23 protein-coding genes are annotated in these 26,943 nt (G+C 71.2%); 18 read left to right on the forward strand and 5 right to left on the reverse strand.

The features are described 5' to 3' along the window. Nucleotides 1-35 precede the first annotated feature (35 nt). Genes F6B42_RS02450 through F6B42_RS02465 form a run of 4 tightly spaced genes read left to right on the forward strand, consistent with a single transcriptional unit; the run spans nt 36 to nt 4,530 of the window. Nucleotides 36-1,073: a carbohydrate ABC transporter permease gene (locus tag F6B42_RS02450; RefSeq protein ID WP_150417998.1), complete on the forward strand. Its 1,038-nt coding sequence runs from the start codon at nt 36-38 to the stop codon at nt 1,071-1,073. After that, nucleotides 1,070-1,984, forward strand: a complete 915-nt coding sequence (locus tag F6B42_RS02455; protein ID WP_150417999.1) for a carbohydrate ABC transporter permease — start codon at nt 1,070-1,072, stop codon at nt 1,982-1,984. Before F6B42_RS02450 ends, F6B42_RS02455 begins: the two co-directional genes overlap by 4 nt. 16 nt (nt 1,985-2,000) lie before the next feature. Further along, nucleotides 2,001-3,497, forward strand: a complete 1,497-nt coding sequence (locus tag F6B42_RS02460; protein ID WP_150418000.1) for a GH1 family beta-glucosidase — start codon at nt 2,001-2,003, stop codon at nt 3,495-3,497. Nucleotides 3,498-3,504: 7 nt separating this feature from the next. Then, nucleotides 3,505-4,530: a LacI family DNA-binding transcriptional regulator gene (locus F6B42_RS02465; protein ID WP_150418001.1), complete on the forward strand. Its 1,026-nt coding sequence runs from the start codon at nt 3,505-3,507 to the stop codon at nt 4,528-4,530. Nucleotides 4,531-4,658: 128 nt separating this feature from the next. Here the strand turns inward: F6B42_RS02465 and F6B42_RS02470 are convergent, their stop codons facing one another. Together F6B42_RS02470 and F6B42_RS02475 are read right to left on the reverse strand one after the other, a co-directional pair. Further along, the gene (locus F6B42_RS02470; RefSeq protein ID WP_150418002.1) at nt 4,659-5,999 is read right to left on the reverse strand and encodes a uracil-xanthine permease family protein; all 1,341 of its coding nucleotides are present in this window, start codon (nt 5,997-5,999) and stop codon (nt 4,659-4,661) included. 56 nt (nt 6,000-6,055) lie between these two features. Next, nucleotides 6,056-6,964: a phosphoribosylaminoimidazolesuccinocarboxamide synthase gene (locus tag F6B42_RS02475; RefSeq protein ID WP_150418003.1), complete on the reverse strand. Its 909-nt coding sequence runs from the start codon at nt 6,962-6,964 to the stop codon at nt 6,056-6,058. Between the two features lie 90 nt (nt 6,965-7,054). On the opposite strand from F6B42_RS02475, the gene F6B42_RS02480 reads away from it, so the two are divergent. After that, nucleotides 7,055-7,678, forward strand: coding sequence for a PadR family transcriptional regulator (locus tag F6B42_RS02480; RefSeq protein WP_150418004.1), 624 nt, complete (start codon nt 7,055-7,057; stop codon nt 7,676-7,678). Beyond that, nucleotides 7,675-9,174: a DHA2 family efflux MFS transporter permease subunit gene (locus tag F6B42_RS02485; protein ID WP_150418005.1), complete on the forward strand. Its 1,500-nt coding sequence runs from the start codon at nt 7,675-7,677 to the stop codon at nt 9,172-9,174. Before F6B42_RS02480 ends, F6B42_RS02485 begins: the two co-directional genes overlap by 4 nt. 30 nt (nt 9,175-9,204) lie before the next feature. Here F6B42_RS02485 and purD read toward each other — a convergent pair whose 3' ends face one another. Continuing rightward, nucleotides 9,205-10,488 carry a phosphoribosylamine--glycine ligase gene (gene purD, locus F6B42_RS02490; protein ID WP_150418006.1) on the reverse strand — a complete coding sequence of 428 codons (1,284 nt, stop codon included), beginning with the start codon at nt 10,486-10,488 and terminating at the stop codon, nt 9,205-9,207. A 334-nt stretch (nt 10,489-10,822) separates the two neighbouring features. Between purD and F6B42_RS02495 the strand changes: the two genes are divergently transcribed. The 7 genes from F6B42_RS02495 to F6B42_RS02525 all read left to right on the forward strand — a co-directional run bounded on the left by F6B42_RS02495 (nt 10,823) and on the right by F6B42_RS02525 (nt 18,220). Further along, nucleotides 10,823-11,191 (forward strand): sterol carrier family protein, encoded by a 369-nt coding sequence (locus F6B42_RS02495; protein ID WP_150418007.1) that lies wholly within the window; start codon nt 10,823-10,825, stop codon nt 11,189-11,191. 93 nt (nt 11,192-11,284) lie between these two features. Further along, nucleotides 11,285-12,145 carry an HtaA domain-containing protein gene (locus F6B42_RS02500; RefSeq protein WP_150418008.1) on the forward strand — a complete coding sequence of 287 codons (861 nt, stop codon included), beginning with the start codon at nt 11,285-11,287 and terminating at the stop codon, nt 12,143-12,145. Continuing rightward, nucleotides 12,142-13,269 (forward strand): heme/hemin ABC transporter substrate-binding protein, encoded by a 1,128-nt coding sequence (locus tag F6B42_RS02505; protein ID WP_223878296.1) that lies wholly within the window; start codon nt 12,142-12,144, stop codon nt 13,267-13,269. The genes F6B42_RS02500 and F6B42_RS02505 overlap by 4 nt, the downstream gene beginning before the upstream one ends. Continuing rightward, on the forward strand, nt 13,266-14,309 hold the full coding sequence (locus F6B42_RS02510) for a FecCD family ABC transporter permease (protein ID WP_150418009.1): 1,044 nt from the start codon (nt 13,266-13,268) through the stop codon (nt 14,307-14,309). The genes F6B42_RS02505 and F6B42_RS02510 overlap by 4 nt, the downstream gene beginning before the upstream one ends. Then, nucleotides 14,306-15,088 carry a heme ABC transporter ATP-binding protein gene (locus F6B42_RS02515; protein WP_150418010.1) on the forward strand — a complete coding sequence of 261 codons (783 nt, stop codon included), beginning with the start codon at nt 14,306-14,308 and terminating at the stop codon, nt 15,086-15,088. Before F6B42_RS02510 ends, F6B42_RS02515 begins: the two co-directional genes overlap by 4 nt. Nucleotides 15,089-15,183: 95 nt before the next feature. Continuing rightward, a complete protein-coding gene (locus F6B42_RS02520; protein WP_191089241.1) occupies nt 15,184-17,775 on the forward strand; it encodes an HtaA domain-containing protein in 2,592 nt (863 codons plus the stop codon). 97 nt (nt 17,776-17,872) lie between these two features. Then, a complete protein-coding gene (locus tag F6B42_RS02525; protein WP_150418012.1) occupies nt 17,873-18,220 on the forward strand; it encodes a potassium transporter Trk in 348 nt (115 codons plus the stop codon). A 122-nt stretch (nt 18,221-18,342) separates the two neighbouring features. Here F6B42_RS02525 and F6B42_RS02530 read toward each other — a convergent pair whose 3' ends face one another. Continuing rightward, on the reverse strand, nt 18,343-18,957 hold the full coding sequence (locus tag F6B42_RS02530; RefSeq protein ID WP_150418013.1) for a zinc-binding alcohol dehydrogenase: 615 nt from the start codon (nt 18,955-18,957) through the stop codon (nt 18,343-18,345). An 84-nt stretch (nt 18,958-19,041) separates the two neighbouring features. Next, nucleotides 19,042-20,964 (reverse strand): N-acetylglucosamine-specific PTS transporter subunit IIBC, encoded by a 1,923-nt coding sequence (gene nagE / locus F6B42_RS02535; protein ID WP_150418014.1) that lies wholly within the window; start codon nt 20,962-20,964, stop codon nt 19,042-19,044. 104 nt (nt 20,965-21,068) lie between these two features. Here nagE and F6B42_RS02540 point away from each other — a divergent pair, with 104 nt between their 5' ends. The 5 genes from F6B42_RS02540 to F6B42_RS02560 all read left to right on the forward strand — a co-directional run bounded on the left by F6B42_RS02540 (nt 21,069) and on the right by F6B42_RS02560 (nt 26,942). Next, nucleotides 21,069-22,208: an ROK family transcriptional regulator gene (locus tag F6B42_RS02540; protein ID WP_191089242.1), complete on the forward strand. Its 1,140-nt coding sequence runs from the start codon at nt 21,069-21,071 to the stop codon at nt 22,206-22,208. Nucleotides 22,209-22,276: 68 nt separating this feature from the next. Then, nucleotides 22,277-23,062, forward strand: coding sequence for a glucosamine-6-phosphate deaminase (gene nagB / locus F6B42_RS02545; protein WP_150418016.1), 786 nt, complete (start codon nt 22,277-22,279; stop codon nt 23,060-23,062). A gap of 68 nt (nt 23,063-23,130) precedes the next feature. After that, on the forward strand, nt 23,131-24,249 hold the full coding sequence (gene purM, locus F6B42_RS02550; protein WP_191089243.1) for a phosphoribosylformylglycinamidine cyclo-ligase: 1,119 nt from the start codon (nt 23,131-23,133) through the stop codon (nt 24,247-24,249). Nucleotides 24,250-24,255: 6 nt separating this feature from the next. Then, a complete protein-coding gene (gene purF / locus F6B42_RS02555; protein ID WP_150418018.1) occupies nt 24,256-25,716 on the forward strand; it encodes an amidophosphoribosyltransferase in 1,461 nt (486 codons plus the stop codon). Further along, nucleotides 25,713-26,942, forward strand: coding sequence for an MFS transporter (locus tag F6B42_RS02560; RefSeq protein ID WP_150418019.1), 1,230 nt, complete (start codon nt 25,713-25,715; stop codon nt 26,940-26,942). Before purF ends, F6B42_RS02560 begins: the two co-directional genes overlap by 4 nt. The last annotated feature ends 1 nt before the right edge of the window (nt 26,943 follow it).

Raw genomic sequence — 26,943 nt, forward strand, 5'->3', positions numbered from 1 at the left:
GGCGGGGCCCCGTGCAACCCGGAAAGGAACCGGTCATGACCCTCACCGCACCGCCGCGCTCCGTCGTGGACGATCGGGCCGCCGAGCCCGCCCGGTCCCCGCGACGCACGTGGCGTCATCGCCTCTCGGTACTCGATCAGAAGGGCTCGCCCTACGCCTACGTCGCGCCCTTCTTCCTGCTGTTCGGTCTGGTCGGGCTCTTCCCCCTCGTCTACACCGTGTTCGTGGCCCTCCACGACTGGGACCTGCTCAAGGGGCAGGGCGACTTCGTGGGCGCGACGAACTTCACCGAGATCCTCGCCGATCCGATGTTCTGGAACTCGATCGGCAACACCCTCAGCATCTTCATCCTCTCGGCCGTCCCGCAGCTCGCCGTCGCGCTGCTCGTCGCCTACCTGCTCGACCGGGGACTGCGCGCACCGACCTTCTGGCGGATGAGCGTCCTCATCCCCTTCGTCGTCACCCCCGTGGCCGTCGCCCTGATCTTCTCGAGCATCTTCAACGAAGCGGACGGGCTCGCCAACAACCTGCTGAACCTCATCGGCATCCCCGATCAGCTGTGGAAGCGCGACCCGTTCCTCAGCCACCTGGCGATCGCCATCATGGTGAACTTCCGCTGGACCGGCTACAACGCCCTCATCCTGCTCGCCGCCATGCAGGCCGTACCGCGCGACCTCTACGAGTCCGCCGCCATCGACGGCGCCGGCTCAGCGCGCCGCTTCTTCTCGATCACGCTCCCCTCGATCCGCCCGACCCTGATCTTCGTCATCATCACGGCGACGATCGGCGGTCTCCAGGTCTTCGCCGAGCCGCGCCTGTTCGATGTCTCCACGGCCGGCGGCATCGGCGGCAGCGAACGTCAGTTCCAGACGACCGTCCTCTTCCTCTGGGAGATGGCCTTCTTCCGCCGCAACCTGGGCGAGGCGTCGGCGGTCGCCATCCTGCTGTTCCTGCTCATCGTCGGCATCGGCCTCATCAACTTCCTGCTCTCGCGACGGATCGCCACCGGCGACGCCCGGCCGCCCCGTCGAGAGCGCAGCCGCATCCGATCCCGTGCCGGAGGTGCACGATGACCGCTCCCGTCACCGACCGACCCGCCGCCTCGGCGCTCATCGCGCCGGGGAAGCCGCGGCGGCCCCGTCGTTCGCGCGAAAGCGCCTCGGCAGGCATCGGCAGCCGACCCGGCTTCCTCACCTACGGCCTGCTCGCCGCCTTCATCATCGGCAGCGTCTACCCGCTGTGGTGGTCGGTGGTCGTCGCCAGCGGCACCAACGCCACCCGCGGCGAGACGCTGCCCCTCATCCCGGGCGGCAACTTCCTCGCCAACGCCGCCCGTGTGCTCGACGCGATCCCCTTCTGGACCGCCCTCGCCAACTCGGTGCTGATCTCGACGATCATCACGGTCTCCGTCGTGACGTTCTCGACCCTGGCCGGCTACGCCTTCGCCAAGCTCCGCTTCCGCGGGCGCAGCGGGCTCATGGTGTTCGTCGTCGCCACGATGGCCATTCCGACGCAGCTGGGCATCATCCCGCTGTTCATGGTCATGCGCGAGCTCGGCTGGACGGGGACCATCGGCGCCGTGATCGTGCCGACGCTCGTGACCGCGTTCGGCGTGTTCTTCATGCGCCAGTACCTGGTGGACGTCATCCCGGACGAACTCATCGAGGCGGCCCGTGTCGACGGCGCCAACCAGTTCCGCACCTTCCTCACCGTCGGCGTGCCCGCGGCGCGCCCCGCGATGGCGATCCTCGGACTGTTCACGTTCATGACGGCCTGGACCGACTACCTGTGGCCCCTCATCGTGCTGAGCCCGCAGAACCCGACCCTCCAGACGGCCCTCAGTCAGCTCCAGAGCGGCTTCTACATCGACTATTCGATCGTCCTCGCCGGAGCCGTCCTCGCGACGCTGCCGCTGCTGGTGCTGTTCATCGCCGCCGGCAAGCAGCTCATCAGCGGCATCATGGCCGGCGCGGTCAAGGGCTGAACGGGGTATAGCCTCCATGAGCACGATCTCCCAGGAGCAGTCCGCCGTCATGACGCCACCCGCATCCCGCCCGTTCCCGCAGGGCTTCCTCCTCGGCGCCGCCACGGCCGCCTATCAGATCGAGGGCGCCGCCTTCGAGGGAGGGCGCACCGCCTCGATCTGGGACGCATTCGCCCGCGTGCCGGGAGCCGTCATCAACGGCGACACGGGCGACGTCGCGTGCGACCACTACCACCGCTATCGCGACGACGTGGCCCTCATGAAGGACCTCGGACTCGACACCTACCGCTTCTCCACCTCCTGGTCGCGCGTGCGGCCGGGCGGCGGAGCGCTCAACCCGACGGGCGTCGACTTCTACGAGCGGCTCGTCGACGAGCTGTTGGATGCCGGCATCATCCCGTGGCTCACGCTCTATCACTGGGACCTTCCGCAGGCCCTCGAGGAGCGGGGCGGCTGGACGGCGCGCGAGACGGCCGACCGGTTCACCGAGTACGCCCTGGACCTGCACGACGCGCTCGGCGATCGCGTGCACCACTGGACGACGCTCAACGAGCCGTGGTGCTCGTCGTTCCTCAGCTACACCGCCGGCATCCACGCGCCGGGGCGGTTCAGCACCGGCGACGGCCTCCTCGCCGCGCACCACCTGCTGCTCGGTCACGGTCGGACCGTCCGCGAGCTGCGGGCGCGCGATGCGTCGCTGTCGCTCGGCATCACCCTGAACCTGACGGGCGCCGAGGCGGCCGATCCGTCCGATCCGGCCGATCGCGACGCGGCGCGGCGCATCGACGGACAGTTCAACCGCTGGTTCCTCGACCCGATCTTCCGGGCCGCGTATCCCGGCGACATCGTCGACGACCTCGAGCGCGTCGATCCGGATGCCGTGGCGCGCTGGCGCGAGGCGGTCCAGCCGGGCGACGTGGCGACGATCGCCCAGCCTCTCGACGCCCTGGGCGTGAACTACTACCACAACGAGTTCGTCGGCGGCCGTCCCGATCCGAACCCGCCGACGCCCGGCGATGCGCCGACCGATCGCGAGACCGGCTCGCCGTGGCCGGTGGGTCACGACATCCACTGGCACGAGCGCGGCCTTCCTCGCACGTCGATGCACTGGGAGGTGCAGCCCGCAGGGCTCACCGCGCTGCTCGAGCGGGTCTGGACCGAGTACGCGCAGCCCGTCGGCACGGCCCTGTACGTCACCGAGAACGGGGCCGCCTACGACGACGAGCTGGTCGTCGAGGACGGCGAGCCGCGCGTCCACGACACCGAGCGCACGCAGTTCCTGCTCGGACACCTCGGCGCCGTGCTCGACGCCCGCGAAGCGGGGGTCGACGTCCGGGGCTACTTCTACTGGTCGCTCCTCGACAACTACGAGTGGGCGTGGGGCTACGAGAAGCGCTTCGGCATCGTCCGGGTCGATTACGACACCCAGCAGCGCACGCTCAAGGACAGCGCGAGGGAGTATCGTCGGGTCATCGCAGAACGTGCGATGACACCGCTTCCCCCGCAGAGGTAGTTCCGACGTGACCACCGACGTACGAGCCGCCGCGCCGCGCAGCGCGGCGACGATCGAAGAGGTGGCGGCGGCCGCCGGCGTCTCGCGTTCGACCGTCTCGCGTGTCGTGAACGGCTCGACCGCGGTGAGCCCGACGGCGCTCGCCGCCGTGCAGCGCGCCATCACCGAGCTCAGCTACGTGCCGAACCGCGCCGCCCGATCGCTCGCCAGTCGCTCGACGATGGCGATCGCGCTGGTCGTGCCCGAAGACATCAGCCGCCTCTTCGGCGACCCGTTCTTCGCCGCGGTCGTCTCGGGCATCAATGCGCGGGTGAGCCGGTCGGACTACGTGCTGAACCTGATCATCGCCAGCAGCGACCCGGGCGACAAGACGGCGCAGTACGTCCGAAGCGGTGCGGTCGACGGCGCGATCGTCGTCTCGCACCACACGAGCGACACCTTCATCGATCGCATCGCCGCTGTCGTCCCCGTCGTGTACGGCGGGCGGCCGACCCGCCTCGTCGAGGGCGACTACTACGTCGACGTCGACAACGTCGCGGGCGCGCGCACGGCGACCGAGTACCTGATCGGTCGTGGCTTCACCCGCATCGGATCGATCGCCGGTCCGCCCTCGATGCAGGCCGGGGTCGACCGCGTCGACGGCTTCCGCGACGCTCTCGCCGCCGCCGGCCTCGAACCGGGGCCCGTCGCGGTGGGCGATTTCACCGTGGAATCCGGTGCCGCGGCGATGCGCGAGATCCTCGCCGGCGGCCGCGAGTTCGACGCGCTCTTCGTCGCGAGCGACCTGATGGCCCGGGGTGTGATCCCCGTGCTCGAGACGGCCGGTCGGCGCGTCCCGGACGATGTCGCGGTCGTCGGCTTCGACGACTCGCCCGTGGCCTCCACGACCGCGCCCGCGCTCACGACCATGCGTCAGCCGTCGTTCCAGCAGGGAGAGCGGATGGCCGAGGTGCTGCTGGAGCGCCTCGCCGGGGGCACGCCGCCCGAGGAGACGATCCTCGACACCGAGCTCGTCGTCCGCGACTCGGCCTGACCCCTCGCCTCCCCTTTCCCTTCCCCTCTCGCGCCGAGCCCACCCGCACGGCCCGAGCCCACCCCTTCAGCGAGCGGAACAAGGGGTGGGCTCGGATGCGAGGGGTGGGCTCGGCGCGGCGGGTCCGGCTACTGCGGGTCGCCGCCGAGCTGACCGACCGCGGGGATCGGTCCGCCGTCGTCGGCGCCGGTCTTGCGCAGTCGCGCGATCGCGTTGCCGGCGTGGTAGATCACCAGGGCCGCGACGGTGCCGAGGACGATCGCACCGAACTGCAGCGAGCCGAAGTCCATGGCGAAGCCGGCGATCGCGATCACGAACGAGACCGCGACGGTGTACTGGTTGACCGGGCGCGAGAAGTCGACGCGGTTGTCGACCCAGATCTTGATGCCGATGACGCCGATGAGGCCGTAGAGCGCCGTCGTCACGCCGCCGAGAACACCCGCCGGGATCGTGTTGAACACGGCGCCGATCTTGGGCGAGAACGCCAGCAGGATCGCCACGATGCCCGCGACCCAATAGGCGGCGGTCGAGTAAACGCGCGTCGCGGCCATGACGCCGATGTTCTCGCCGTAGGTCGTGGTGCCCGAGCCGCCGAAGCCGCCGGCGAGGGTCGTCGCGACACCGTCGGCGATGAGGGCGCGACCGGTGTGACGGTTGATGGTGGGATCGTCGGTCATCGTCGCGACGCCCCGCACGTGGCCGACGTTCTCGGCGATGAGCACGAGGACGACGGGCAGGAACATCGGCACGATCGACCACGCCGCGGCATCCGCGATCGCCACGAGGTGGAACTGCGGCAGGCCGACCCAGTCCGCCGCCTCGACGGAGGCGAAGTCCACCTGGCCGGTGACGGCGGCCACGACGTAGCCGACGATGACGCCGAGGAAGATCGAGATGCGGCCGAGGAAGCCCCGGAACAGCACGCTGAAGAGGATGACGGCGCACAGCGTGATCGTGGCGATCTCGGGCTGCACCTGGAAGTTGTTCCACGCGGCGGGGGCGAGGTTGAAGCCGATGAGGGCGACGATCGCGCCGGCGACCACCGGTGGCATGAGCTTCTCGATCCACCCGGTGCCGACGGCCTGCACGACGAAGCCGACCGCGGCGAGCAGCACCCCCGCGACGACGAGACAGAGCAGCGCCTGCGCGATCTGCTCCGGAGTCTCGAGGGCGTTGCCGCCGTTGAGGGCGGTGATCGGCGCGATGAAGGCGAACGACGAGCCCAGGTAGCTGGGCAGGCGGTTGCGGGTGATGAGGAGGAACAGCAGGGTTCCGACGCCCGAGAAGAGCAGCGTGGTCGAGACCGGGAAGCCGGTGAGGATCGGCACGAGGAACGTGGCGCCGAACATCGCGACGACGTGCTGCGCGCCGATGGCGATCGTGCCGGGCCAGGCGAGGCGTTCGCCGGGCTTGACGACGGCGCCGCGGGCGACGGTGCGGCCGTCGCCGTGGAGAGACCAGATGGGCATGGGACTCCTCGGAAGGATGAGCGGTTCGGTGGGAGTGGCGGAGAGAAGAGGCGCGGTCAGCCCGCGAGCACCTCGAGCAGTTCGCGGTACTTCGCGGACGTGCGCTGCGCGATGTCGTCGGGCAGCTCGGGCGGCGTGCCGGTCTTGTCCCAGACGGAGGCCAGCCAGTCGCGGACGATCTGCTTGTCGTAGCTCGCCATGCGCTCCTCCGGGGTCGCGCCGGTGCGCCAGGCCGCGGCATCCCAGTACCGCGACGAGTCGCTCGTGAGCACCTCGTCGGCGAGGGTCAGGGTGCCGTCGGCGTCGAGCCCGAACTCGAACTTCGTGTCGGCGAGGATCAGGCCCTTCGCCTCGGCGAGTGCGGCGGCGCGGGAGTAGATCTCGAGCGAGGTGTCGCGCAGCGCGACCGCGATGTCGGGGCCGACGAGCTCGACGGTCCGCTCGAACGAGATGTTCTCGTCGTGCTCGCCCAGCGGGGCCTTGTAGGCCGGTGTGAAGATCGGCTCGGGTAGGCGGTCGCCATTGACGAGTCCGGACGGCAGCGGGATGCCGCACACCGTCCCGTCGGCCTGGTACTCCGCCCAGCCCGATCCGGTCAGGTACCCGCGCACGACGCATTCGATCGGCTGCATGTCGAGCTCGCGCACGACCATCGAGCGGCCGGCGACCTCCGCGGGCGCCGCCGCGCCGGCGACGAGGTGGTTCGGGATCGCCCGTCCGCCGTCGGCGCCGCCCAGCTGGTCGAACCACCAGCGGCTGAGCCGGGTGAGCAGCTCGCCCTTGCCCGGGATGCCGGGCTCGAGCACGTGGTCGAATGCGCTCACACGATCGCTGGCGACCACCAGCATCCGCTCGGTCGCACCGCCGTCATCGGCACCGTCGCTCGTGCCCTCGTCGGGCCGGTACAGGTCGCGGACCTTGCCGGAGTAGACGTGCTTCCAGCCGGGCAGATCGAGGGCGCTCACCCGGCCATTATCGCGGACGCGCGCGTCGCCGCCGGATCGGGCGTATAGTCCACGTGGACTAATCGAGCGTCGATCCAATAGAGGGGTGCCATGACGGATGCCGTCGAGCGACTCACACCGCTCGGGCTGATGGTGCTCGCCCTTCTCGACGAAGACGACATGCACGCCTACGAGATGCTGCGGCTCATGCGCGCGCGCAACCACGGCCGCATCGTCGCTCTGACGCAGGGCACGCTCTACCACACGGTCGCCCGACTCGAACGGCACGGCATGATCGTCGATCTCGGCGTCGACCGGGCGGGCAACCGTCCCGAGCGGACGACCTACCGGCTGACGGATGCCGGGGCCGCCGCGCTCCGCGAGTGGGTCCGGCGCGAGCTGCCTCGCGCCGACCGACCCGACCGGTTCGCCGTCGCGCTCGCCGAGGCCCACAACCTGCCGCGCGACGACGTCATCGCTCTGCTGGGCGAGCGCCGGCACGCCGTCGCCCGACGCCTCGCCGAGCACATCGAGCGACGGGAGCAGGTCCTGGCCGCGGGCGTGCTGCCGCAGTTCCTCCTGCAGGCCGAGCGCGAGGATGCGCTCGCGGCCGCGGACCTCGACTGGCTGGATGCGGCGATCGACCGCATCCGTCGACCCGACCTGGTGTGGGGCGTCGCCGACATCCCGCCCACCGACCGCTATCTGGCACAGAGAGAAGCCGCCCGCTCATGAGCGAGAAGACCACCACCGCCGCCCCGGCCCGGGGCGCCGCCGATCCCACCGCGAATCCCTGGCCCGCTCTGTGGGCCATGGTCATCGGCTTCTTCATGATCCTCGTCGACACGACGATCGTGTCGGTCGCCAATCCGGCGATCAAGGCCGCGCTCGATCCGGGCACGGCGAACCTCGACAACGTCGTGTGGGTCACGTCGTCGTACCTGCTCGCCTACGCGGTGCCGCTTCTCGTGACGGGCCGGCTCGGCGATCGGTTCGGGCCGAAGAACATCTACCTGATCGGCCTCGCGATCTTCACCGTCGCCTCGCTCGCCTGCGGGCTCTCGGGATCGCTCGCCGTGCTCGTCGTCGCGCGCGCCGTGCAGGGACTCGGCGCCGCGCTCATGACGCCGCAGACCATGGCGGTCATCACCCGCACCTTCCCGCCGGAGCGACGGGGTGCGGCGATGGGCCTGTGGGGCGCGACGGCCGGTGTCGCGACGCTCGTCGGACCGCTCGCCGGCGGCCTTCTCGTCGACGGCTTCGGCTGGGAGTGGATCTTCTTCGTCAACATCCCCGTCGGTGTCGTGGCCTTCGTCCTCGCGTGGCGTCTGGTGCCGCAGCTCGAGACCCACGCCCACCGCTTCGACGTGCTCGGCGTCGTCCTGAGCGCCATCGCGCTCTTCCTCATCGTGTTCGGCCTCCAGGAGGGCGAGCACTACGACTGGGCCGCGTGGGTCTGGGGCATGATCGCCGCCGGCGCCGTCGTGCTGGTGGTCTTCGTCTGGACGCAGGCGCGCACGAAGAACGAGCCGCTCGTGCCGCTCGAGCTGTTCCGCGACCGGAACTTCTCCGTCGCGAACCTCGCGATCGTGGGTGTCGGTTTCACGGTGACGAGCATGGCGCTGCCCCTCGCCTTCTTCACCCAGCTCGCCCGGGGGCTCACCCCGACCGAGTCGGCGCTGCTCCTCGTGCCGATGGCGGTGCTCTCGGGAGGGCTGGCCCCGGTCGCCGGACGTCTGCTCGACCGGGTGGACCCCCGCATCCTGCTCGTTCCGGGACTCACCCTGATGGTCGCGGGTCTTGTCGGGTACGCCCTGCTCATGAACACGGATTCGCCCGTGCTGCTGCTGCTCATCCCGGCCGCGGTCATCGGCGTCGCGAACGCCGGCATGTGGGGTCCGCTCGCGACGACGGCGACGCGCAACCTGCCGCCGCGGCAGGCGGGCGCGGGCGCCGGCATCTACAACACCACGCGCACCGTCGGTTCGGTCATCGGCTCGGCCGCGATCGCCGCATTCATGCAGGCGCGACTCGAGGCCAATCTCCCCGGCGCGGGGGATGCCGCGGGCGCCGACTTCGGCGGCGGCTCGGGCGCGGGCATGCCGCCGGCGGTCGCCGAGGGATTCTCGGCGGCGATGGCCCAGGCCATGGTGCTGCCGGCTGTCGTCATCGCGCTCGCGGCGATCATCGTCCTGTTCCTGAAGCGCCCCGCGCACCTCGTCCGCGACTGAGTCGCGGCGTCGCTCGCGTCGCGACCCGGGTCAGTCCGCGACGCGGGCGGCGATGTCGGTGCGGTGGTGCGCGCCGTCGAGGGAGATCTCGCCCAGGGCGCGGTAGGCGCGTTCGCGCGCCTCGGCGAAGTCGGCTCCTCGCGCGACCACGTTGAGGACGCGTCCGCCCGTCGCCACGAGCTCCTCGGCGCCCGTGGCCGTGCTGAGAGCGGTGGCCGCGTGGGCCAGGTGCACGCCGTCGACGGATGCCGCGGCATCCAGACCCGTGATGGTGCGACCTGTGAGGGGGCTCTCGGGGTAGCCCTCGCTCGCCAGCACGACCGTGACGGCGGCGTCCGGCGAGAACGTCGGCTCGGGCTCGTGCTCGAGGCGGCCGCTCGCCGCGGCCATCAGCAGCTCCGACAGCGACGAGGTGAGCCGGGCCAGGACGACCTGGGTCTCGGGGTCGCCGAAGCGCGCGTTGAACTCGATGACCTTAACGCCGGCGTCGGTGAGGATGAGTCCCGCGTAGAGCAGGCCGATGAAGGGCGTGCCCTCCTGGTCGAGGTGGCGGATGACGGGCTCGGCCACCGTGCGGGTCACCTCGTCGACGAAGGCCTGCTCGCCGCCGAAGCCGTCCGCGAGCCAGGGGAGCGGCGAGTACGCTCCCATGCCCCCGGTGTTAGGGCCCGCGTCGCCGTCGTAGGCCCGCTTGTAATCCTGCGCGGGGCTCAGGGCGCGGACGGTGTCGCCGTCGGAGACGAAGAAGAGCGAGACCTCGGGCCCGGCGAGGAACTCCTCGACGAGCACGGCTCCGCTCGGCAGGTAGGTCTCGGCGTGCGCGAGGGCGGCGTCGCGGTCGTCGGTGACGATGACGCCCTTGCCGGCGGCGAGCCCGTCGGCCTTCACGACGTGGGGCGCTCCGAACTCGTCGAGCGCGGCGGCGACCTCGGCGCGGGTCTGCGCGCGGACGGCGCGGCCGGTCGGGACGCCGGCCTCGTCCATCACCCGCTTCGCGAAGGCCTTCGATCCCTCGAGCTGCGCGGCGACGTGGCCGGGGCCGAAGACCGGGATGCCGCGCTCGCGCAGCGCATCGGCGACGCCGGCGATGAGCGGCGCCTCGGGGCCGATCACGACGAGGTCGATGGCCGCGGCGTCGGCGTACTCGGTGACGGCGGCGGGGTCGTTCTGGTCGAGGCCCGGCACGAGCTCCGCGTCGCCGGCGATACCGGCGTTGCCGGGAGCCGCGAGCAGCTCGTGGCCGGCTCCCTCCGCAGCGAGAGCGAGGATGATGGCGTGCTCGCGCGCGCCCGAGCCGAGGACCAGGATCTTCACCCCGCCAGCCTACCGACGGCAGCGGTTCGCCCACCCGGCCGCCGACGCGGTCACCGACGCGATCGAGGGAGGCCCCTCCCCGCAACACGTTCTCAGGACATCAGGCGGGGATCGGGTCTGGCAGGGGCCCGACCGCGGGCTCGTCCTGAGAACCGCACGCTGCGAGCGTCGCGCGCAGATCATCCCCGCGCGTACGAGCCCTTCGGCCACGCACGTTCTCAGGAAGAACGCGGCATGCTGGCCGCTTCAGCCGCGCGGTCGCCGAGCTTTCCTGAGAACCGCCCCATTCGGGTGGCCGCCCAGCGGGGACCGCGCCGGCGGTACGGTGAACGGCATGGCACGCACGATCGACACCGGAGACGGGCGGGCGGCCCTCGCAGCCGTCACGGCCGCCGAGGCCGCCGGCGGCAAGCCGCCACGCACCGACCTCGCCACCGCCGTGCGCTATCTGCTGCAGCTCCTCGTCGAGAAGGCGCCCGGCACCTCGGTCGAGATGCGCGTGCCGCCCTTCGGCGCCGTGCAGGTCGTCGAGGGCCCGCGTCACACGCGCGGCACGCCGCCGAACGTCGTCGAGACCGATCCCGCGACCTGGATCGCCCTCGCGACCGGTGACCTCGCCTGGGCGGATGCCGCGACCGCCGGCCGCCTGCGGGCGTCGGGCACGCGCGCGGATCTCTCGCCGCTGCTCCCGCTGCGACCCTGAACGGGAGGCGGCACCGGCCGCGCTAAGGTTAGGTAAGCCTGACCTCATCTCGCATCCCGTCGCGGATGCGCGACCCGACCACAGGAGCCAGCGATGCGTTCTGCCGTCCTCCGCCGTGCCGCCGTGCCGGCGCTGATCGCCGCGACCCTGCTGACCGCGGCCGCACCGGCCGCTGTCGCATCGGCGGCGCCCGGGGTCGCTGCGCCTGCCCCCGCCGCCTGCACGATCACCGACGCGAGCGTCACCTGGGGATTCAAGGAGTCGTTCCGCTCCTACATCTCCGGCTCCATCGCGAAGGGGGCATGGGAGCCCTTCGGCGGCGTCGGCTACGAGACTCCGGCCTTCACCTGGACCGGCGGCGCGGGTGCGTTCGACCCGGCGACCGGTACCGGCTCGATCGCGTTCCCCGGCGGCATCCGATTCACCGGGCACGACGGACTGCTCGACACCACGGTCCAGAACGCCACCCTCGAAATCAGCCCCGGCACCGGGCGCGTGCTGCTCGATCTCTCCGGCGTCTCGATGGAGGACGTCCTCGCCGGCGATGCCACGGTCGCGACGACGCCGCAGGTCCCGCTCGTGACCCTCGACCTGTCCGCCCTCGCCGTCGATGCCTCGGGCGACGCGCTGTCGCTGACCGCGACGGATGCCGCGACGGCGATCACCGCCGAGGGCTACGACGCCTTCGGCAACTACGAGACCGGCACGGCCTTCGATCCGCTCACCCTCACGGCGTCGGGAACCTGCGCCGCCCCGACCCCGACGGCCGAGGAGACGCCCGAGGCCGCCGAGCCGGTCGTCACGTCGACGCCGGCCGCGGCGGAGTCGGACGATCCGCCCGGATCCGCTCTGCCGATCGCGTTGTTCGCGTCGATCGGCGGTGCCCTCGTGGCCGTCATCGGCGGCACGACGGCGGCGGTCGTGGCGACCAAGCGCAAGCGCGCCGGCGCGTGACGCGCCGCTCGCGGCGGATGCGTTCGGTCGTCGCCGCCACCGCCGCCCTGACGGTCGCTCTCGTGGCGTCGCTCGCGGGGTGCGCCCCGGCGGGTGCGCCCTCGGGCGATGTCGCGGTCGCGATCGATCGTCCACCGCTGGCCGAGCTGACGGCGCTCGATGACCCCCGGTCGTTCGAGGGACCCTCGACCGCGATGCTCGCCGATGCGGCCGTCGAGCCGGTGGCCGCCGAACCCGCGCAGAGTCTGCCGGTCACGATCACCTCACGCGATCTGTCGGGCGAGGTCGAGGTCACCGTGGCCGACACGTCCCGCGTCGTCGCGATAGATCTCTCGGGCTCCCTCGCGGCGACGGTCTGGGGACTCGGCTTCGGCGACAGTCTCGTCGGACGCGACGTGTCGACGACCTTCCCCGGTGCCGAAGACCTGCCGGTCGTGACCGGGAGCGGGCATACGGTCAACGCCGAGGCGATCATCGCGCTCGCCCCGACCCTCGTCATCACCGACGGCAGCATCGGACCCGTCGACGTCGTCCAGCAGCTGCGCGACGTCGGCATCGCGGTGGTCTTCGTCGATCGATCGTCGTCGTTCGACGGCGCCGCCGACCTCGCACGTCAGGTGGCCGCGGTCTTCGGCGCCCCCGCCGCCGGGGAGCAGCTCGCGGAGCGCATCGCCGGCGAGGTGGATCGGACGCGCGTCGAAATCGACCGACTGGCTCCGGATGCGGCATCCGATCGCCTCCGGATGGTGTTCCTGTATCTGCGCGGCTCCGCCGGTGTCTACTACCTGTTCGGCTCGGAGTCGGGGGCCGACGAACTCGTCTCGGCGCTCGACGGTGTCGACGTCGCCGGCGAGCTGGGGTGGGAGGGGATGCGCCCGTTGACCGACGAGGCCATGGTCGCGGCCGATCCCGACCTCATCCTCGTGATGACCGACGGGCTCGCGTCGGTCGGCGGTGTCGACGGGCTGCTCGGCGACAAACCGGCGATCGCGCTGACGACGGCGGGACAGCATCGGCGCATCGTCGACATGGCCGACGGCCAGATCCTGTCGTTCGGACCGCGCAGCGCCGCCGTCCTCGACGCGCTCGCGCGCGCGATCTACGCACCCGAGGCGGGCTCGTGACGGCGAGGCTCCATCGGCGGAACCTCGTCGTGATCGCCGCCGCCGGGCTGCTCGGCTGCGGCGTCGTCGCGTCCGCGGCTCTCGGCCAGCTGCCGATCGGTCCCGCCGAGGTCGTCGGGTCGATCGCGCGCGGCGTCGGCATCCCGAACGCGTGGGCTCCGGCCGAGCCGCTCATCGAGCAGACGCTGTGGCAGATCCGCTTTCCGCGGGTGGCAATGTCGCTCCTCGTCGGGGCGCTCCTCGCCGTCGCGGGCGCGGTGATGCAGGCGATCTTCGCCAACCCGCTGGCCGAGCCCGGCGTCGTCGGGGTCTCATCGGGCGCCGCCGTCGGCGCGGCAGCCGCCATCACGTTCGGGCTCACCCTGTTCGGTCCCTGGTCGATCGCGGTCTGCGCGTTCGTCGGCGGACTGATCGCCACACTCGTCGTCTACGCGGCAGCGCGGTCGCAGGGCCGAACGGAGTCCATCACGCTGATCCTCACCGGCATCGCGGTCAACGCGTTCGCGGGGGCGGCGCTCGCGCTGCTCATGTTCGCGGGCGACTCGGCCTCGCGCGAGCAGATCGTCTTCTGGCAGCTCGGATCGATGAACGGCTCGCGATGGAACGAGGTCGCGGTCGTGGCCACGGTCGGTCTCGTCGGCCTCGCCGTCGCGATCGTGCTGGCGCGGCGGTACGACCTGCTCGCCCTCGGCGACCGGACGGCAGCGCACCTGGGGGTGCGTGTGGAGGCGCTGCGCATCGGATCGATCGTCATCGTCGCCCTGTTGACGGGCGTCGCGGTCGCCTTCGTCGGCATCATCGCGTTCGCGGGCCTCGTCGTTCCCCATATCGTCCGGATGCTGCTGGGCCCGGCGCACCGCGCGCTGCTCGTCGTCTCGGCGGTCGGAGGCGCCGTCGTGCTCGTCTTCGCCGACCTGCTCGCCCGCACGCTCGTCACCTCGGCCGACCTGCCGATCGGCATCCTCACCTCCCTCGTCGGCGGGCCGTTCTTCTTCTGGCTCATCCGGCGCCAGCGTCGCCGGGCCGGAGGATGGGCATGAGCGGCGTCGCGTTCGCCGTCGAGCGGGTCGGGCTGCGACTCGGCGCCGCGAACGTGCTCGAAGACGTCTCGCTCGACATCCGCTACGGCGAGGTGCTCGCCCTCGTCGGTCCCAACGGGGCGGGCAAATCGACCCTGCTGTCGGTGCTGACCCGCGATCGGGTGCCGACGTCGGGGGCGGTGTCGCTCGACGGCCGCCCCCTCGACGCCTGGACCTCGCGCGAGCTGTCGCGCGCGCGATCCGTGCTGCTGCAGGCCAACGCCGTGGCGTTCCCCTTCACGGCCCGGCAGGTCGTCGAGATGGGGCGGACGCCGTGGGTGGGCACGGCGCAGTCGGATGCCGACGACCGCGTCATCGCCGAGGCCGTCGCGCGCGCGGACGTGGGCCACCTCGCCGACCGGGCGTATCCGTCGCTCTCCGGCGGTGAGCAGGCGCGAGTCTCGCTCGCGCGCGTGCTCGCGCAGAACACGGCCGTCGTGCTGCTGGACGAACCGACCGCGGCCCTCGATCTGCGACATCAGGAGGACGTGATGACGCTCGCGCGAGAGCTGACAGGCGCCGGACGCGCGGTCGTCGTCGTGCTGCACGATCTCTCGCTCGCGGCGGCCTACGCCGATCGCGTCGCGGTGCTCGCGGCCGGTCGGCTCGTCGCGCACGGCGAACCCGCAGCGGTGCTCACGGCGGAGCGCGTCGCCGACGTGTACGACATCGCCGTGCGCGTCATCAGCGACCCAGATACCGGGCGACCGGTCATCCTCCCGCGGCGTCCACCCGTCTGACGCGCTTTCAGCCAGTTCCCATCCTGTACTAAGGTGAGGCTAAGCTAACTTCGCATCAGGGGGATCTCCGCATGAACAGATCGAGGAGGGCGGCCGTGCACCGGTCGCTCGCGAGCGTCCTGACCGGCGCGCTCATCGCCATGGCCGCCGTCGTCGGTGTCGGCGCCCCGGCCTCCGCGGCCGGTGCCGCGCTGACCACGACCGAGGCACCGCGCTCCGGCGGAACGGTCACGGTCACGGGTTCCGGCTTTGCCGCCGTCGATCCGGGCGTCTACGTGGGCTTCGGCCCCGCGGGCCTGCCCGGCTTCTATGCCGGCTCGAGCGCCATGCTCGACGTCGTCTGGGTCGCACCGAAGAACGTCGACGGCACCGGCGACGCGGGCCGAACGGCCCACCTGGCGGCTGACGGAACCTTCTCCGTCACGTTCAGCGCCCCCGCGCACACCGCCGGCGCCGCGCTCGCCGTGTACACCTCCAAGGCGCACGGACAGGGCTTCGCCGACCCGAGTCAGAACACGACTCAGGCGGTTGCGTATGCACCTGCTCCCGCGCAGCAGACCTCCACGACGCTCGCCATCTCGCCGATCGGCACCGCGGTCGAGGGGGCCGAGGTGTCGCTGACGGCGACCGTCGCCCCGGCGGCAGCCGGCACGGTCACGTTCTCCGACGGCGCGAGCCCGCTCGGTTCCGCACCCGTCGAGGGCGGCGTCGCGACACTGAAGACGAGCTCGCTCGCCGTCGGAGCCCGCAGCCTCGCGGCGTCCTTCGCGCCGGCTGACACTGCGGCCTTCACCGCCTCGTCGTCGGATGCTGTCGCCTACACCGTCACGGCGAAGCCCACTGTGCCGGTCGACCCCGAGCCCGAAGAGCCCGCCCAGCCGCAGCAGGCGAGCGTCGTCGTCTCGAAGACGACCGGCCTGAACCCCGCCGGCGAGACGGTCACCGTCACCGGCTCGGGATTCCTGCCGAACGCGCCCGCGACCGACGCGACGCGACGGCCCCTCGCGACCGATACCGGCACGACTTTCGGCGGCGCCTACGTCGTCTTCGGCTCGTTCGCCGACTCATGGAAGCCGTCCGAGAAGGCTCCGAGCGCGACTCGATCGGTGCTTTCCCAGATGTGGGCTCTGCTGGCCGATGATGTTCCGAAGCTCGGTAACGCGGCGTCCAGTGCCGTCGTCGTGAACACCGACGGCACCTTCTCCACCGAGCTCGTCCTGACGCAGGATGACGCGAAGGCGATCGCGAACGGCACGTGGGGCGTCTACACCTACGCCGCCGGCGGCGCCGTGTACGCGCCGTTCGAGACCGCGACCCCGGTCACCTTCGCCGCCGCGCCCGTCGAACCGCAGCCCGAACCCCAGCCCGAGCCGCAGCCGGGCCCGAAGGTCACGGTCACGCCGAGCGCCGCACTCGACCCGGCACAGGACAACGTGCTGACCGTCGCCGGAACCGGCTTCACCGGACCCGGCGCTGCGAACGGCGCATATGTGCTCTTCGGTGAGACCTCGATCTGGTCGGGCGGAGAGAACAACCCGCTCCCCGCCGCTGGATGGATCGCGCAGGCGCACGTGCCCAGCGAGAAGAGCGGCGGGCTGAGGAACGGCGCCTTCTCCATCACGCTCACCGTTCCCGCCGGCGCCCTCGACGCGTCGAAGAGCTACCAGGTCGTGACGTCCGCCGCGCACGGCCTCTCCGAGAAGAACCGGTCGCTCGACACGTTCACGCCCATCGCCGTCGCGCAGCCCTCGAAGCCCTTCGTCGGCTTCCCGCAGTCAGCGACCGTCCAGCCCGGCGGCACGCTGCAGATCGTCGGCGGCGGCTTCGTTCCCGGCGACCTCGTGACCGCGACGGCGTTCTCGGAGCCTGTCGTGATCGGCACGGCCGCCGCCGATGCCTCGGGACGCGTGAGCTTCTCGTGGGCCGTTCCCGCGTCGTTCGCGGCCGGGTCGCACACGCTCGAAATGAGCGTGAACGGCGTCGCCGTGGCATCCGCGCCCTTCTCCGTCGTCGCGGCCATTGTGCCGCCGGCGGTCGAGGTGCCCGCCGCACAGCCGTCGTGCGTCGCACGCTCGGTCTCGGGAGCGACGATCCAGTGGGGAGTGAAGGAGTCGTTCCGCAGCTACATCACGGGTGCGATCGCGAAGGGCGAGATCTCGGGCGGCTGGGGCACCGGCTCCGGCGCGTTCAGCCCCGAGAACGACCGCGGCCGCGTCAGCTTCGGCGGGGCGGTGCACTACACCGGGCACGACGGCCTGCTCGATGTGACGCTGTCGAACCCGCGCATCCAGATCACCGGCCAGAACACGGCCGCGCTGATCCTGAACGTGCAGTCGAAGGGCTTCAACGGCTCGCCCGACGTGAACGCGAACGGGGTCGTCTTCGCGAACCTGTCGCTGCCCGCCGCGACCGAGTCCGCCGGACGCGTCAGCTGGAACGGCGCGGGCGCCACGCTGACCGCCGCCGGTGCCGAGGCCTTCGCCGGGTTCTACGAGGCCGGCGACGCGCTCGACAGCGTCAGCTTCACGTTCCCGCTCGGGGCCGAGGTCGCGTGCGACGGCACGACCGACGCGACGCTCGCCGCCACCGGTGGCGACGCTCCGGCCGGGACGCTCTGGCTCGGCATCGGAACGCTGCTGCTCGGTGCGCTCGCCCTGTCGATCGCACGGCGCCGCGTCGAGGCGTGAGCTCGCGGGGCGTCCGGTTCGATCCGGGCGCCCCGCTGCCGCTCTCGCGGTGAGCAGTGCGACCCCGCGACCGCTCTCGCGGTGAGACAATGAAAGCATGGCTGAAGAGATCACCGAACGGGTCGAGACGGCGAGCGTCCGTCGCGTCCCCAAGTACGGCGTATTCCTTCTGCTCGGAGCCGCCCTCGGCATCATCGCGGCTCTGGCCCTCACCTTCGGATTCGACGACGGCACGGCCACATCGGCGTCGGGACTCGAGTACTCGGTCGGTCAGGTCTTCGGCTTCACCGCTCTCGGCGCGATCCCGATCGGCATGGCTCTCGGCGGCGTCGTCGCCCTCGTGCTCGACCGCGTCAACCGTCGCCACACCCGTGAGGTGCGCATCGCGCACGATCGCGTGCGCGTGCTGCCCGACGACGAGCCCGCCGCTCGCGCAGCGGACTGAGCCGCCGGCATCCGTTTCAGGCGCACTTCTGCGCATCCGGCGCGGGTATATCTGCGCCCGACGCGCGAAAGTGCGCCGTACGCTGCGGAGCCCGGGCCAGACGCGGAACGGATGCCGCCGGGTCAGGCGATCTCGGCGATGATCGGCGCGATCGCGGCGTCGAAGGCCACGACGTCGCCTCGCAGGCCATCGGTCACCGCGATCGTCAACGAGCCGATCCACCAGACGCCGCGTTGGGTCAGCGGGAGCACCTGGACGTTCAGCTCGAACGAGTGTGCGCGGCGCCCGACGCGTCGCTCGTGCTGGGCCAGGGCGCTCGCGTATCCGCGGTAGGCGACGCCGCCCGCGGCCTCGGCGCGAGCGGCGTACCGGGCATGCGCCGACCGCGCGAAGTCGACGGCGTCCGCGGCGTGGGGAGCGATCGCGGATGCGAACTCGGCGAAGCCCTCTGTGGGAAGCGCGACGAGCGTCTCGAAGCCCTCGATGAGATCCAGCGGCACGGGAGAGGGATGCGCCTGCGGCTCGATCGTCATCTCCCAGTACGCGCGCCACTGCGCGGCGAGCACTTCCTGCTCAGCGGTCGTCCGCTCCGGCGGCGTCGTCGGCGCGATCCCTCGGAGGTGTGGCACCTCGTCGAGCTCGCGGATGCCGAGTACCTGACGCAGATGCAGCGCCACGAGCGCGGCCGGGGCGGCATCCTCCCGCACCACCCACTCCGGAGCCCCCGCCGCGTTCATGGCGCCCAGTTTAGGGCGGACGCGGTGCCACGCGGCCGGGCCCGACGGCGACGGGATGCCGCCGAGCCCGATGCCGCGCGCGGGTCAGACGAACTCGATCGTCGCCTGCTCGTTGTTCAGCACGATCACGGGGGTGATCGCGGAGTAGCCGGCGTCGCGGATGGCCGCGGCATCGAAGCGCAGCAGCTCTGCGCCGGCCCGGACCTCCTCGCCCTGCTCGACGAGCGGTTCGAAGCCGCGGCCCTTGAGCTCGACCGTGTCGACGCCGACGTGGATGAGCAGCTCGGTGCCGTCGGCGAGTGTGAGACCGATTGCGTGCCCGGTCGGGAACACGGTGGTGACGGTGCCGTCGGCGGGCGCCACCACCGTGTCGGCGGTCGGTTCGATCGCCAGCCCCGGCCCCATGGTCCCCTGCGCGAACATCGGATCGGGCACCTCCGACAGCGGGCGCACCGCACCGGCGATCGGCTGAGCGAGGCGCACGACCGCGGGCGCCGCGGTGACGGTCGTGGCCGCCGCGGCATCGGTCGACGCGGATGCCGCGGGCTCGACGGAGCGTCCGGCGATGACGTCCTCCATGGCGTCCTTCACGAACTGCACGTTGAGCCCGTAGACGACCTGCACTGACTTGGCGCCCGAGGTGATCGTGCCGGCGGCGCCGGCGCGCTTGAGGGCCGCGGCGTCGACGCGAGATGTGTCGGCGACTTCGAGGCGCAGCCGCGTCGCACAGTTGTCGAGCTGGACGATGTTGTCTCTACCGCCGAGTCCCGCGACGAACTTCTCGGCCGTCGGGCGGTATCCCGCGTCGCGGACAGCGGCCGGTCCGATGTCCTCGAGGAGCTCGTCGTCGTCCTCGCGGCCGGGCGTCTTGAGGCGGAACTTCAGGATGAGGAAGCGGAACACAACGAAGTAGACCGCGAACCAGAAGACACCCATCACCGGGATCATCCAGGGGTTCTGCGCGAGCGGGTTCACCCAGCCGAGCACGAGATCGATGAAACCGGCCGAGAAGCCGAAGCCCATGCGGGTCGGCAGCAGCGCCGCGATGAACAGCGAGATGCCGGTGAACGCCGCGTGCACGAGGTAGAGCCACGGGGCGAGGAACATGAAGGCGAACTCGAGCGGCTCGGTGATGCCGACGAAGAACGCGGCGACGGCCGACGAGAGCAGGATGCCGGCGACCGCCTTCTTGCGCTTGGTCTTCGCGGTGACGTACATCGCGAGGGCCGCGCCCGGGAGGCCGAACATCATGATCGGGAAGAAGCCGGTCATGTACTGGCCCGTGACGCCGTAGACGCCGTCACCGCCGGAGCCGGCGAGGAAGTTGTTGAGGTCGTTGATGCCGGCGACGTCGAACCAGAAGACCGAGTTCAGAGCGTGGTGCAGGCCGAACGGGATGAGCAGGCGGTTGAGGAATCCGTAGATGCCGGCGCCGACGGGACCGAGTGTGGAGATCCATTCACCGAAGGTCACGAGCCCGCCGTACACGACCGGCCAGACGAACAGCAGCACCACGGCGACGACGAGTGAGACGCCCGCCGTCACGATCGCGACCGATCGCTTGCCCGAGAAGAACGACAGGGCGTCGGGCAGTCGCGTGTCCTTGAAGCGGTTGTACGCCCAGGCGCCGATCAGGCCGCAGATGATGCCGACGAAGACGTTCTTGATGTTGCCGAACGCGGGGTCGACATCGGCGACATCGGCGATGCCGAGGAATCTGCCCACGGTCTCGGGCGCCAGGAGGGTGGTGACGGTGAGCCAGGAGACCAGCCCTGCGAGCGCGGAGGTGCCGTCGGACTTGTTGGCCATGCCGATCGAGATGCCGATGGCGAACAGCAGCGCCATGTTGTCGAGCACCGCAGCGCCGGCGGCGAGGAGGAACGTCGAGGCGATGTTGGCGCCGGCCGCCGCCACGATCCAGTTGCCGAGACCCATGAGGATGGCGGCGACGGGCAGGACGGCGACGGGCAGCATGATCGACCGGCCGAGTCTTTGGAAGAACTTCACGAGTCACTCCGATGTGCATGGGATCTGGGGGATCTGACAGGATTGATTAAGAACGTTTCCGAATTATCCTCGGGGAACTGTACTCGACCGGAAGGCGGATGGCGATGACACCTGCGGCAGCATCCATCTCCGCGCGGTCGCGCGGTCGCCGCATCCGTCCCGAGGACGCCCGCAGCAACAACCGGGTTCTGGTGCTCCAGGCACTCCACCGCGAGGCCGGACTCTCCCGCGCCGACATCGCCCGGGCGACCGGGCTGTCGCAGGTGACGATCTCAGACCTCGTGGGCGAGCTCGTGAGCGAGCAGCTCGTCATCGAGAGCGGACCGGCGCGACGCTCCGGTCCCGGCGCGCCCTCGCGCGCCCTCGCCCTCGCGAGCGCAGCGCGGAACGTCGTCGCCGTGTCGATCTCGAGCGGCGATACGTTCGAGGGAGTCGTCGCTGACATGGCCGGGGTCGCGGTCGCTCGGGAGGTACTCGCCCGCGACGGCGCGACCGGTGCCGACGCGCTCGCGCTGCTCGTCGACCTCATCGACCGTCTCATCGACCGCGCCGAGGCGCCGCTGCTGGGTGTCGGCGTCTCGACCCCGGGTGTCGTCGACGGCGCGGGGATCGTGCGCGAGTCGTCGCACCTCGCGTGGACCGACGTCGCGCTGCGCGACCTCCTGCGCGAGCGCACCGGACTTCCCATCGTCGTCGCGAACGGCCTCAACGCGGCGGGAGTCGGCGAACTCAGCCACGGGCAGGTCGACCACGACCTGCTGCTCGTGCGCATCGGCGCCGGTGTCGGCGCGGCGGCGATCGTGAACGGCTCGGTCGTACACGGTCGCAATTGGACGGCGGGCGAACTCGGCCACGTCGTGGTGACGGAGGGCTCGGGCCCGGTCTGCGCCTGCGGCCGAACCGGCTGCCTCGAGGCCTGGCTGTCGGTGCCGAAGCTCGAAGCGCGACTGCGGAAGGCGCCCGATGCGGATGCCGCGTCCGCCGTCCGCCGGCAGGCCGGATACTGCCTCGGCATCGCACTCGCTCCGCTGGTCGCGGCGCTCGGCCTCACCGATGTCGTCCTGAGCGGGCCGGCCGAGCTCATCGACGGCACCCTCGTCGACGCGGCGCGCGCGGCCATCGGCGCCCGCGTGCTCCCCATCGTCTTCGACGATCTCGTCGTCCGCCGCGCCGAGGCCGACGGCGATCTTCGTCTGCGCGGCGCCGTCGCGCTCGTGCTCGCCGAGACCCTCGGGCTCGCCTGAGCCGCCCGGCGCGGGCGTGCCGACCACCTGACCCCACCCGATCCATCCGACCGAAAGGCAGCAGCGCCATGGCAGAAGTGATCATCGTCCCCGGCGAGGAGGACGGCGGCCGTCTCGTCGCCGACGCCGTCGTCGACCTCGTCCGCGCCCGCCCCGATGCGGTGCTCGGCCTCGCCACCGGTTCGACGCCGCTCGCCGTCTACCGGCACCTCGCCGCACGCGTGCGGGACGAGGCGCTCGACGTCTCGCAGGTGCGCGGATTCGCGCTCGACGAGTACGTCGGGCTGCCCGCCGGACACCCCGAGAGCTATCGGAAGGTCATCGAACGCGAAGTCATCGAGCCGGTCGGCCTCGACCCCGAACGCATCGCGGTGCCCGCGGGCGGCCTCGACGGCGTCGAGACGGCCGGCGAGCGGTACGAGGCGGCCATCCGGGAGGCCGGCGGCATCGACCTGCAGATCCTCGGCATCGGACGCACGGGCCACATCGGCTTCAACGAGCCGGGCAGCTCGCTCGCATCCGCAACGCGTGTGAAGACCCTGACCGAGCAGACCCGCGCCGACAACGCGCGCTTCTTCGACTCACCGGACGACGTGCCGATGCACTGCATCACGCAGGGGATCGGCACGATCCTCCGCGCGCGTCACCTGGTGCTGCTGGCCTTCGGCGCGGCGAAGGCCGACGCCGTCGCCGCGGCCGTCGAGGGCCCGGTCAGCACCTCCGCGCCGGGATCGGCGGTGCAGCTGCATCCGCACGTCACGGTCGTCGTCGACGAGGCCGCAGCCGGCGCTCTCACTCAGGCGCCGTACTACCGGCACGCCTGGGCGAACAAGCCGGCCTGGCAGGGGATCTGACCGCGCGCGAGCCGCTCCGGCGGCCGCCGCGGCTCGGGAGTGCCGTCCCTGCCGGTACTCTGGACGACGTGGCCTCGAGTCCCACTGATCCCTATACCCAAGCCGGCGTCGACACCGCGGCGGGAGACCTCGCCGTCGAATTGATGAAGTCGGCCGTCCGTCGCACCCACGGTCCGGAGGTCCTCGGCGGCGTCGGCGGCTTCGCCGGCCTCTTCGACGCGTCCGCTCTGCTGGGCTACACCAAGCCCCTGCTGGCCACCTCGACCGACGGCGTCGGTACGAAGGTCGCCATCGCGCAGGCGATCGACAAGCACGACACGATCGGCCAGGACCTCGTCGGCATGGTCGTCGACGACATCGTCGTGGTCGGCGCCAAGCCGCTGTTCATGACCGACTACATCGCGTGCGGCAAAGTCGTGCCCGAGCGCATCGCCGACATCGTCCGCGGCATCGCCGACGGATGCGCGGCGACCGGCACCGCCCTCGTCGGGGGCGAGACCGCCGAGCATCCGGGCCTGCTCGGCATCGACGACTACGACGTCGCCGGTGCCGCCACCGGCATCGTCGAGTCCGCCGGAGTCCTGGGCGCCGAGCGCGTGCGGGACGGCGACGTGGTGCTCGCCCTCGCCTCGAGCGGTCCGCACTCGAACGGCTACTCGCTCGTCCGGCACATCGTCACGGGTGCCGGCATCGGCTACGGCGACCACGCCGCGGAGTTCGGACGCACGTGGGGCGAGCAGCTCCTCGAACCGACCCGGCTCTACACGACGCCGCTGCTGCGCCTGATCGAGCAGCTCGGCGACGGCATCCACTCCCTCAGCCATGTCACCGGCGGCGGCATCGCCGCGAACCTGGCTCGCGTGCTCCCGAAGGGCTCGTGGGTCGACGTCGACCGCTCCACCTGGTCGCCCTCGCCGGTGTTCCGGGTGCTCGCCGACCTCGGCGGTCTCGAGCTCGAGCGCACCGAGGGCACGTGGAACCTGGGCGTCGGCTTCTTCGCGGTCGTCGCATCGGACGTGGCGGATGCCGCGACCGCGGCGCTCCGGGCCGAGGGGATCGACACGTGGCAGGTCGGCGTCGTGGGCACGGGTGCCCGCCCCGCCGGAGACTACGAGCAGGGCGCCAAGGGCGTCGACGGCGGCGCCGTCCGCCTCATCGGCGCCTATCGCGAAGCAGGAGCGAACTAACACCCCATGTGCGGAATCGTCGGAATCGTCGGGCAGTCTCCGGCGAACCAGGAGATCTACGACGCCCTGCTGCTGCTGCAGCACCGCGGTCAGGACTCGACCGGGATCGCGACCGCGGAGAACAGCGGCGTCTTCCACATCTTCAAGGCGAACGGGCAGGTGCGCGAGGCCGTGCGCACGCGCGACATGCGTTCGCTGCTCGGCAACATCGGCCTGGGCCACGTCCGGTACGCGACGAAGGGAACGGCATCCAGCGAAGAAGAGGCGCAGCCCTTCTACGTCAACGCCCCCTACGGCATCGTGCTCGTCCACAACGGCAACCTGACGAACACGCGCGAACTGACCGGCGAGTTGTTCAGCAAGGACCGCCGGCACCTGAACACCTCGAGCGACACCGAGCTGCTCGTGAACGTCCTCGCCAACGAGCTGCAGACGACGGTCTCGGGTCTCGATCTCGACCCCGAGCAGGTGTTCCAGGCCGTCGAGCGGGTGCATGAGCGCGTCGAGGGCTCGTACGCCGCGATCGCCCTCATCGCCGGGCACGGCTTGCTGGCCTTCCGCGACCCCTTCGGCATCCGTCCGCTCATCCTCGGCACGCGCCGCGCCGAGAACGGCCGCGACGAGTGGACCGTGGCATCCGAGTCGCTCGTGCTCGAGAACGGCGGCTTCGACGTCGTTCGCGACGTCGAGCCGGGCGAGGCCGTCTTCATCGACAGCGCGGGCACGCTCTTCACGCGTCAGTGCGCCGAGCAGACGCAGCTGGCGCCGTGCTCGTTCGAGTACGTCTACCTCGCACGGCCCGACTCGATCATGAACGGCATCTCGGTGTACGAGGCTCGCCTGCGCATGGGGGAGCGCCTCGCCGACACGATCGCGAAGTACACCCCGCGCGAGGCCATCGACGTCGTCATGCCGATCCCCGACTCGGCGCGTCCCGCGGCGATGCAGGTCGCGCGCAAGCTCGGCATCGAGTACCGCGAGGGGTTCTACAAGAACCGCTACGTGGGTCGGACGTTCATCATGCCCGGCCAGGCCGTGCGCAAGAAGAGCGTGCGCCAGAAGCTCAATGCGATGTCGAGCGAGTTCACGGGCAAGCACGTCCTGCTGATCGACGACTCCATCGTGCGCGGCACGACGTCGAAGGAGATCATCCAGATGGCGCGGGATGCCGGGGCCACGAGCGTCACGTTCGCCTCGGCGGCGCCGCCCGTGCGCTACCCCCACGTCTACGGGATCAACATGCCGTCGCGCCACGAGCTCGTCGCCCACGGCCGCACGATCCCCGAGATCGCCGAGGAGCTCGGCTGCGACTACCTCGTGTACCAGGAGATCGACGACCTGAAGGCCGCGATCGTCGAGGGCTCCGACATCGACGACCTCGACATGAGTTGCTTCGACGGCCGCTACGTCACCGGAACGGTCAGCGAGGAGTACCTCGACTGGGTCGAGGGCACGCAGCAGTCGTGAGTTCGCTCTGGCGCGGCCGTCTCCTCGCCTTCGTCGGCGTGATCCTCGTCGCCTTCTCGCTGCGCTCCGCGGTCGCCTCGCTGTCGCCGATCCTCGCCGAGATCGACGCCGACCTCGGGGTCGCCTCGTGGGTCGCCGGGCTCATCGGCGCCGCACCGCCGGTGTGCTTCGCGGTCTTCGGTCTGCTGACACCCGCCCTGGAGCGCCGGTTCGGCCTGCAGCGACTGGCCGTCGGCGCGATGGTCGTGGCGGCGATCGCGCTGCTCGGACGCTCGCTCGCGCCCGACGCGGTGACACTGCTCGCCGCGACGACGGTGCTCTTCGCGGCGATCAGCATCGGCAACGTGGTGCTGCCGCCGCTCATCAAGACGTATTTCCCCGACCGGGTCGGCACGATGACGTCGATCTACTCGACGATGCTGGCGGTCGCCGCCTTCGTGCCGCCACTGGTCGCCGTCCCGATCGCGGATGCCGCGGGCTGGCGTCTCTCGCTCGGTCTGTGGTCGGTGTTCGCCTTCCTCGCGATCATCCCGTGGGTCACGGTGCTCGTACGATCGCGTGCGGCCGCCGGCGTCGCCGCGGACGGCGTGGAGGTCGCCGAGCCGGCGCCCCGGGCGCTCGCGCGCATGCTGCGGCTGCCGACGGCCTGGGCGATCGCGGTGACGTTCGCGGTCTCGGCATCCAGCGTCTACGCGTCGTTCGCGTGGCTGCCGGTCATCCTCGTCGACATCGCCGGCGTCTCCCACGGTGCGGCAGGTGCGCTGCTGGCCCTGTTCGGCGGGATGGGTCTGCCGTGGTCGATCCTCGTGCCGCTCGTGATCACCCGGTGGCGACGTCTCGGCGTCGTCTACGCCGTCGCCTTCACCGCGGGGATCCTCGCGGTCGCGGGGCTCCTGATCGCGCCCGGCTCGGCGGTGGTGCTGTGGGTCGTGCTGCTGGGCACGCCGCAGATGCTCTTCCCCGCGGCCCTCGTGCTCATGCAGCTGCGCGCGCGCACGCACGAGGGCACGGTCGCCCTGAGCGGATTCGCGCAGAGCGTCGGCTACGCCGTGGCGGCGATCTTCCCGATCGCCTTCGCGGTGCTGCACGAGGCGACCGGTGAGTGGGCTGCTCCGATCCTCATGATCGGGGTGCTCATGATCGCGACGATCCCTGCCGGAATCGTCGCATCACGACCCTCCACCGTCGAGGACGAGTGGGAGCGGCACCACGGACCGTGGCGCTGAG

This window comes from Microbacterium radiodurans, assembly GCF_008710705.1.
Taxonomy (GTDB): domain Bacteria; phylum Actinomycetota; class Actinomycetes; order Actinomycetales; family Microbacteriaceae; genus Microbacterium; species Microbacterium radiodurans.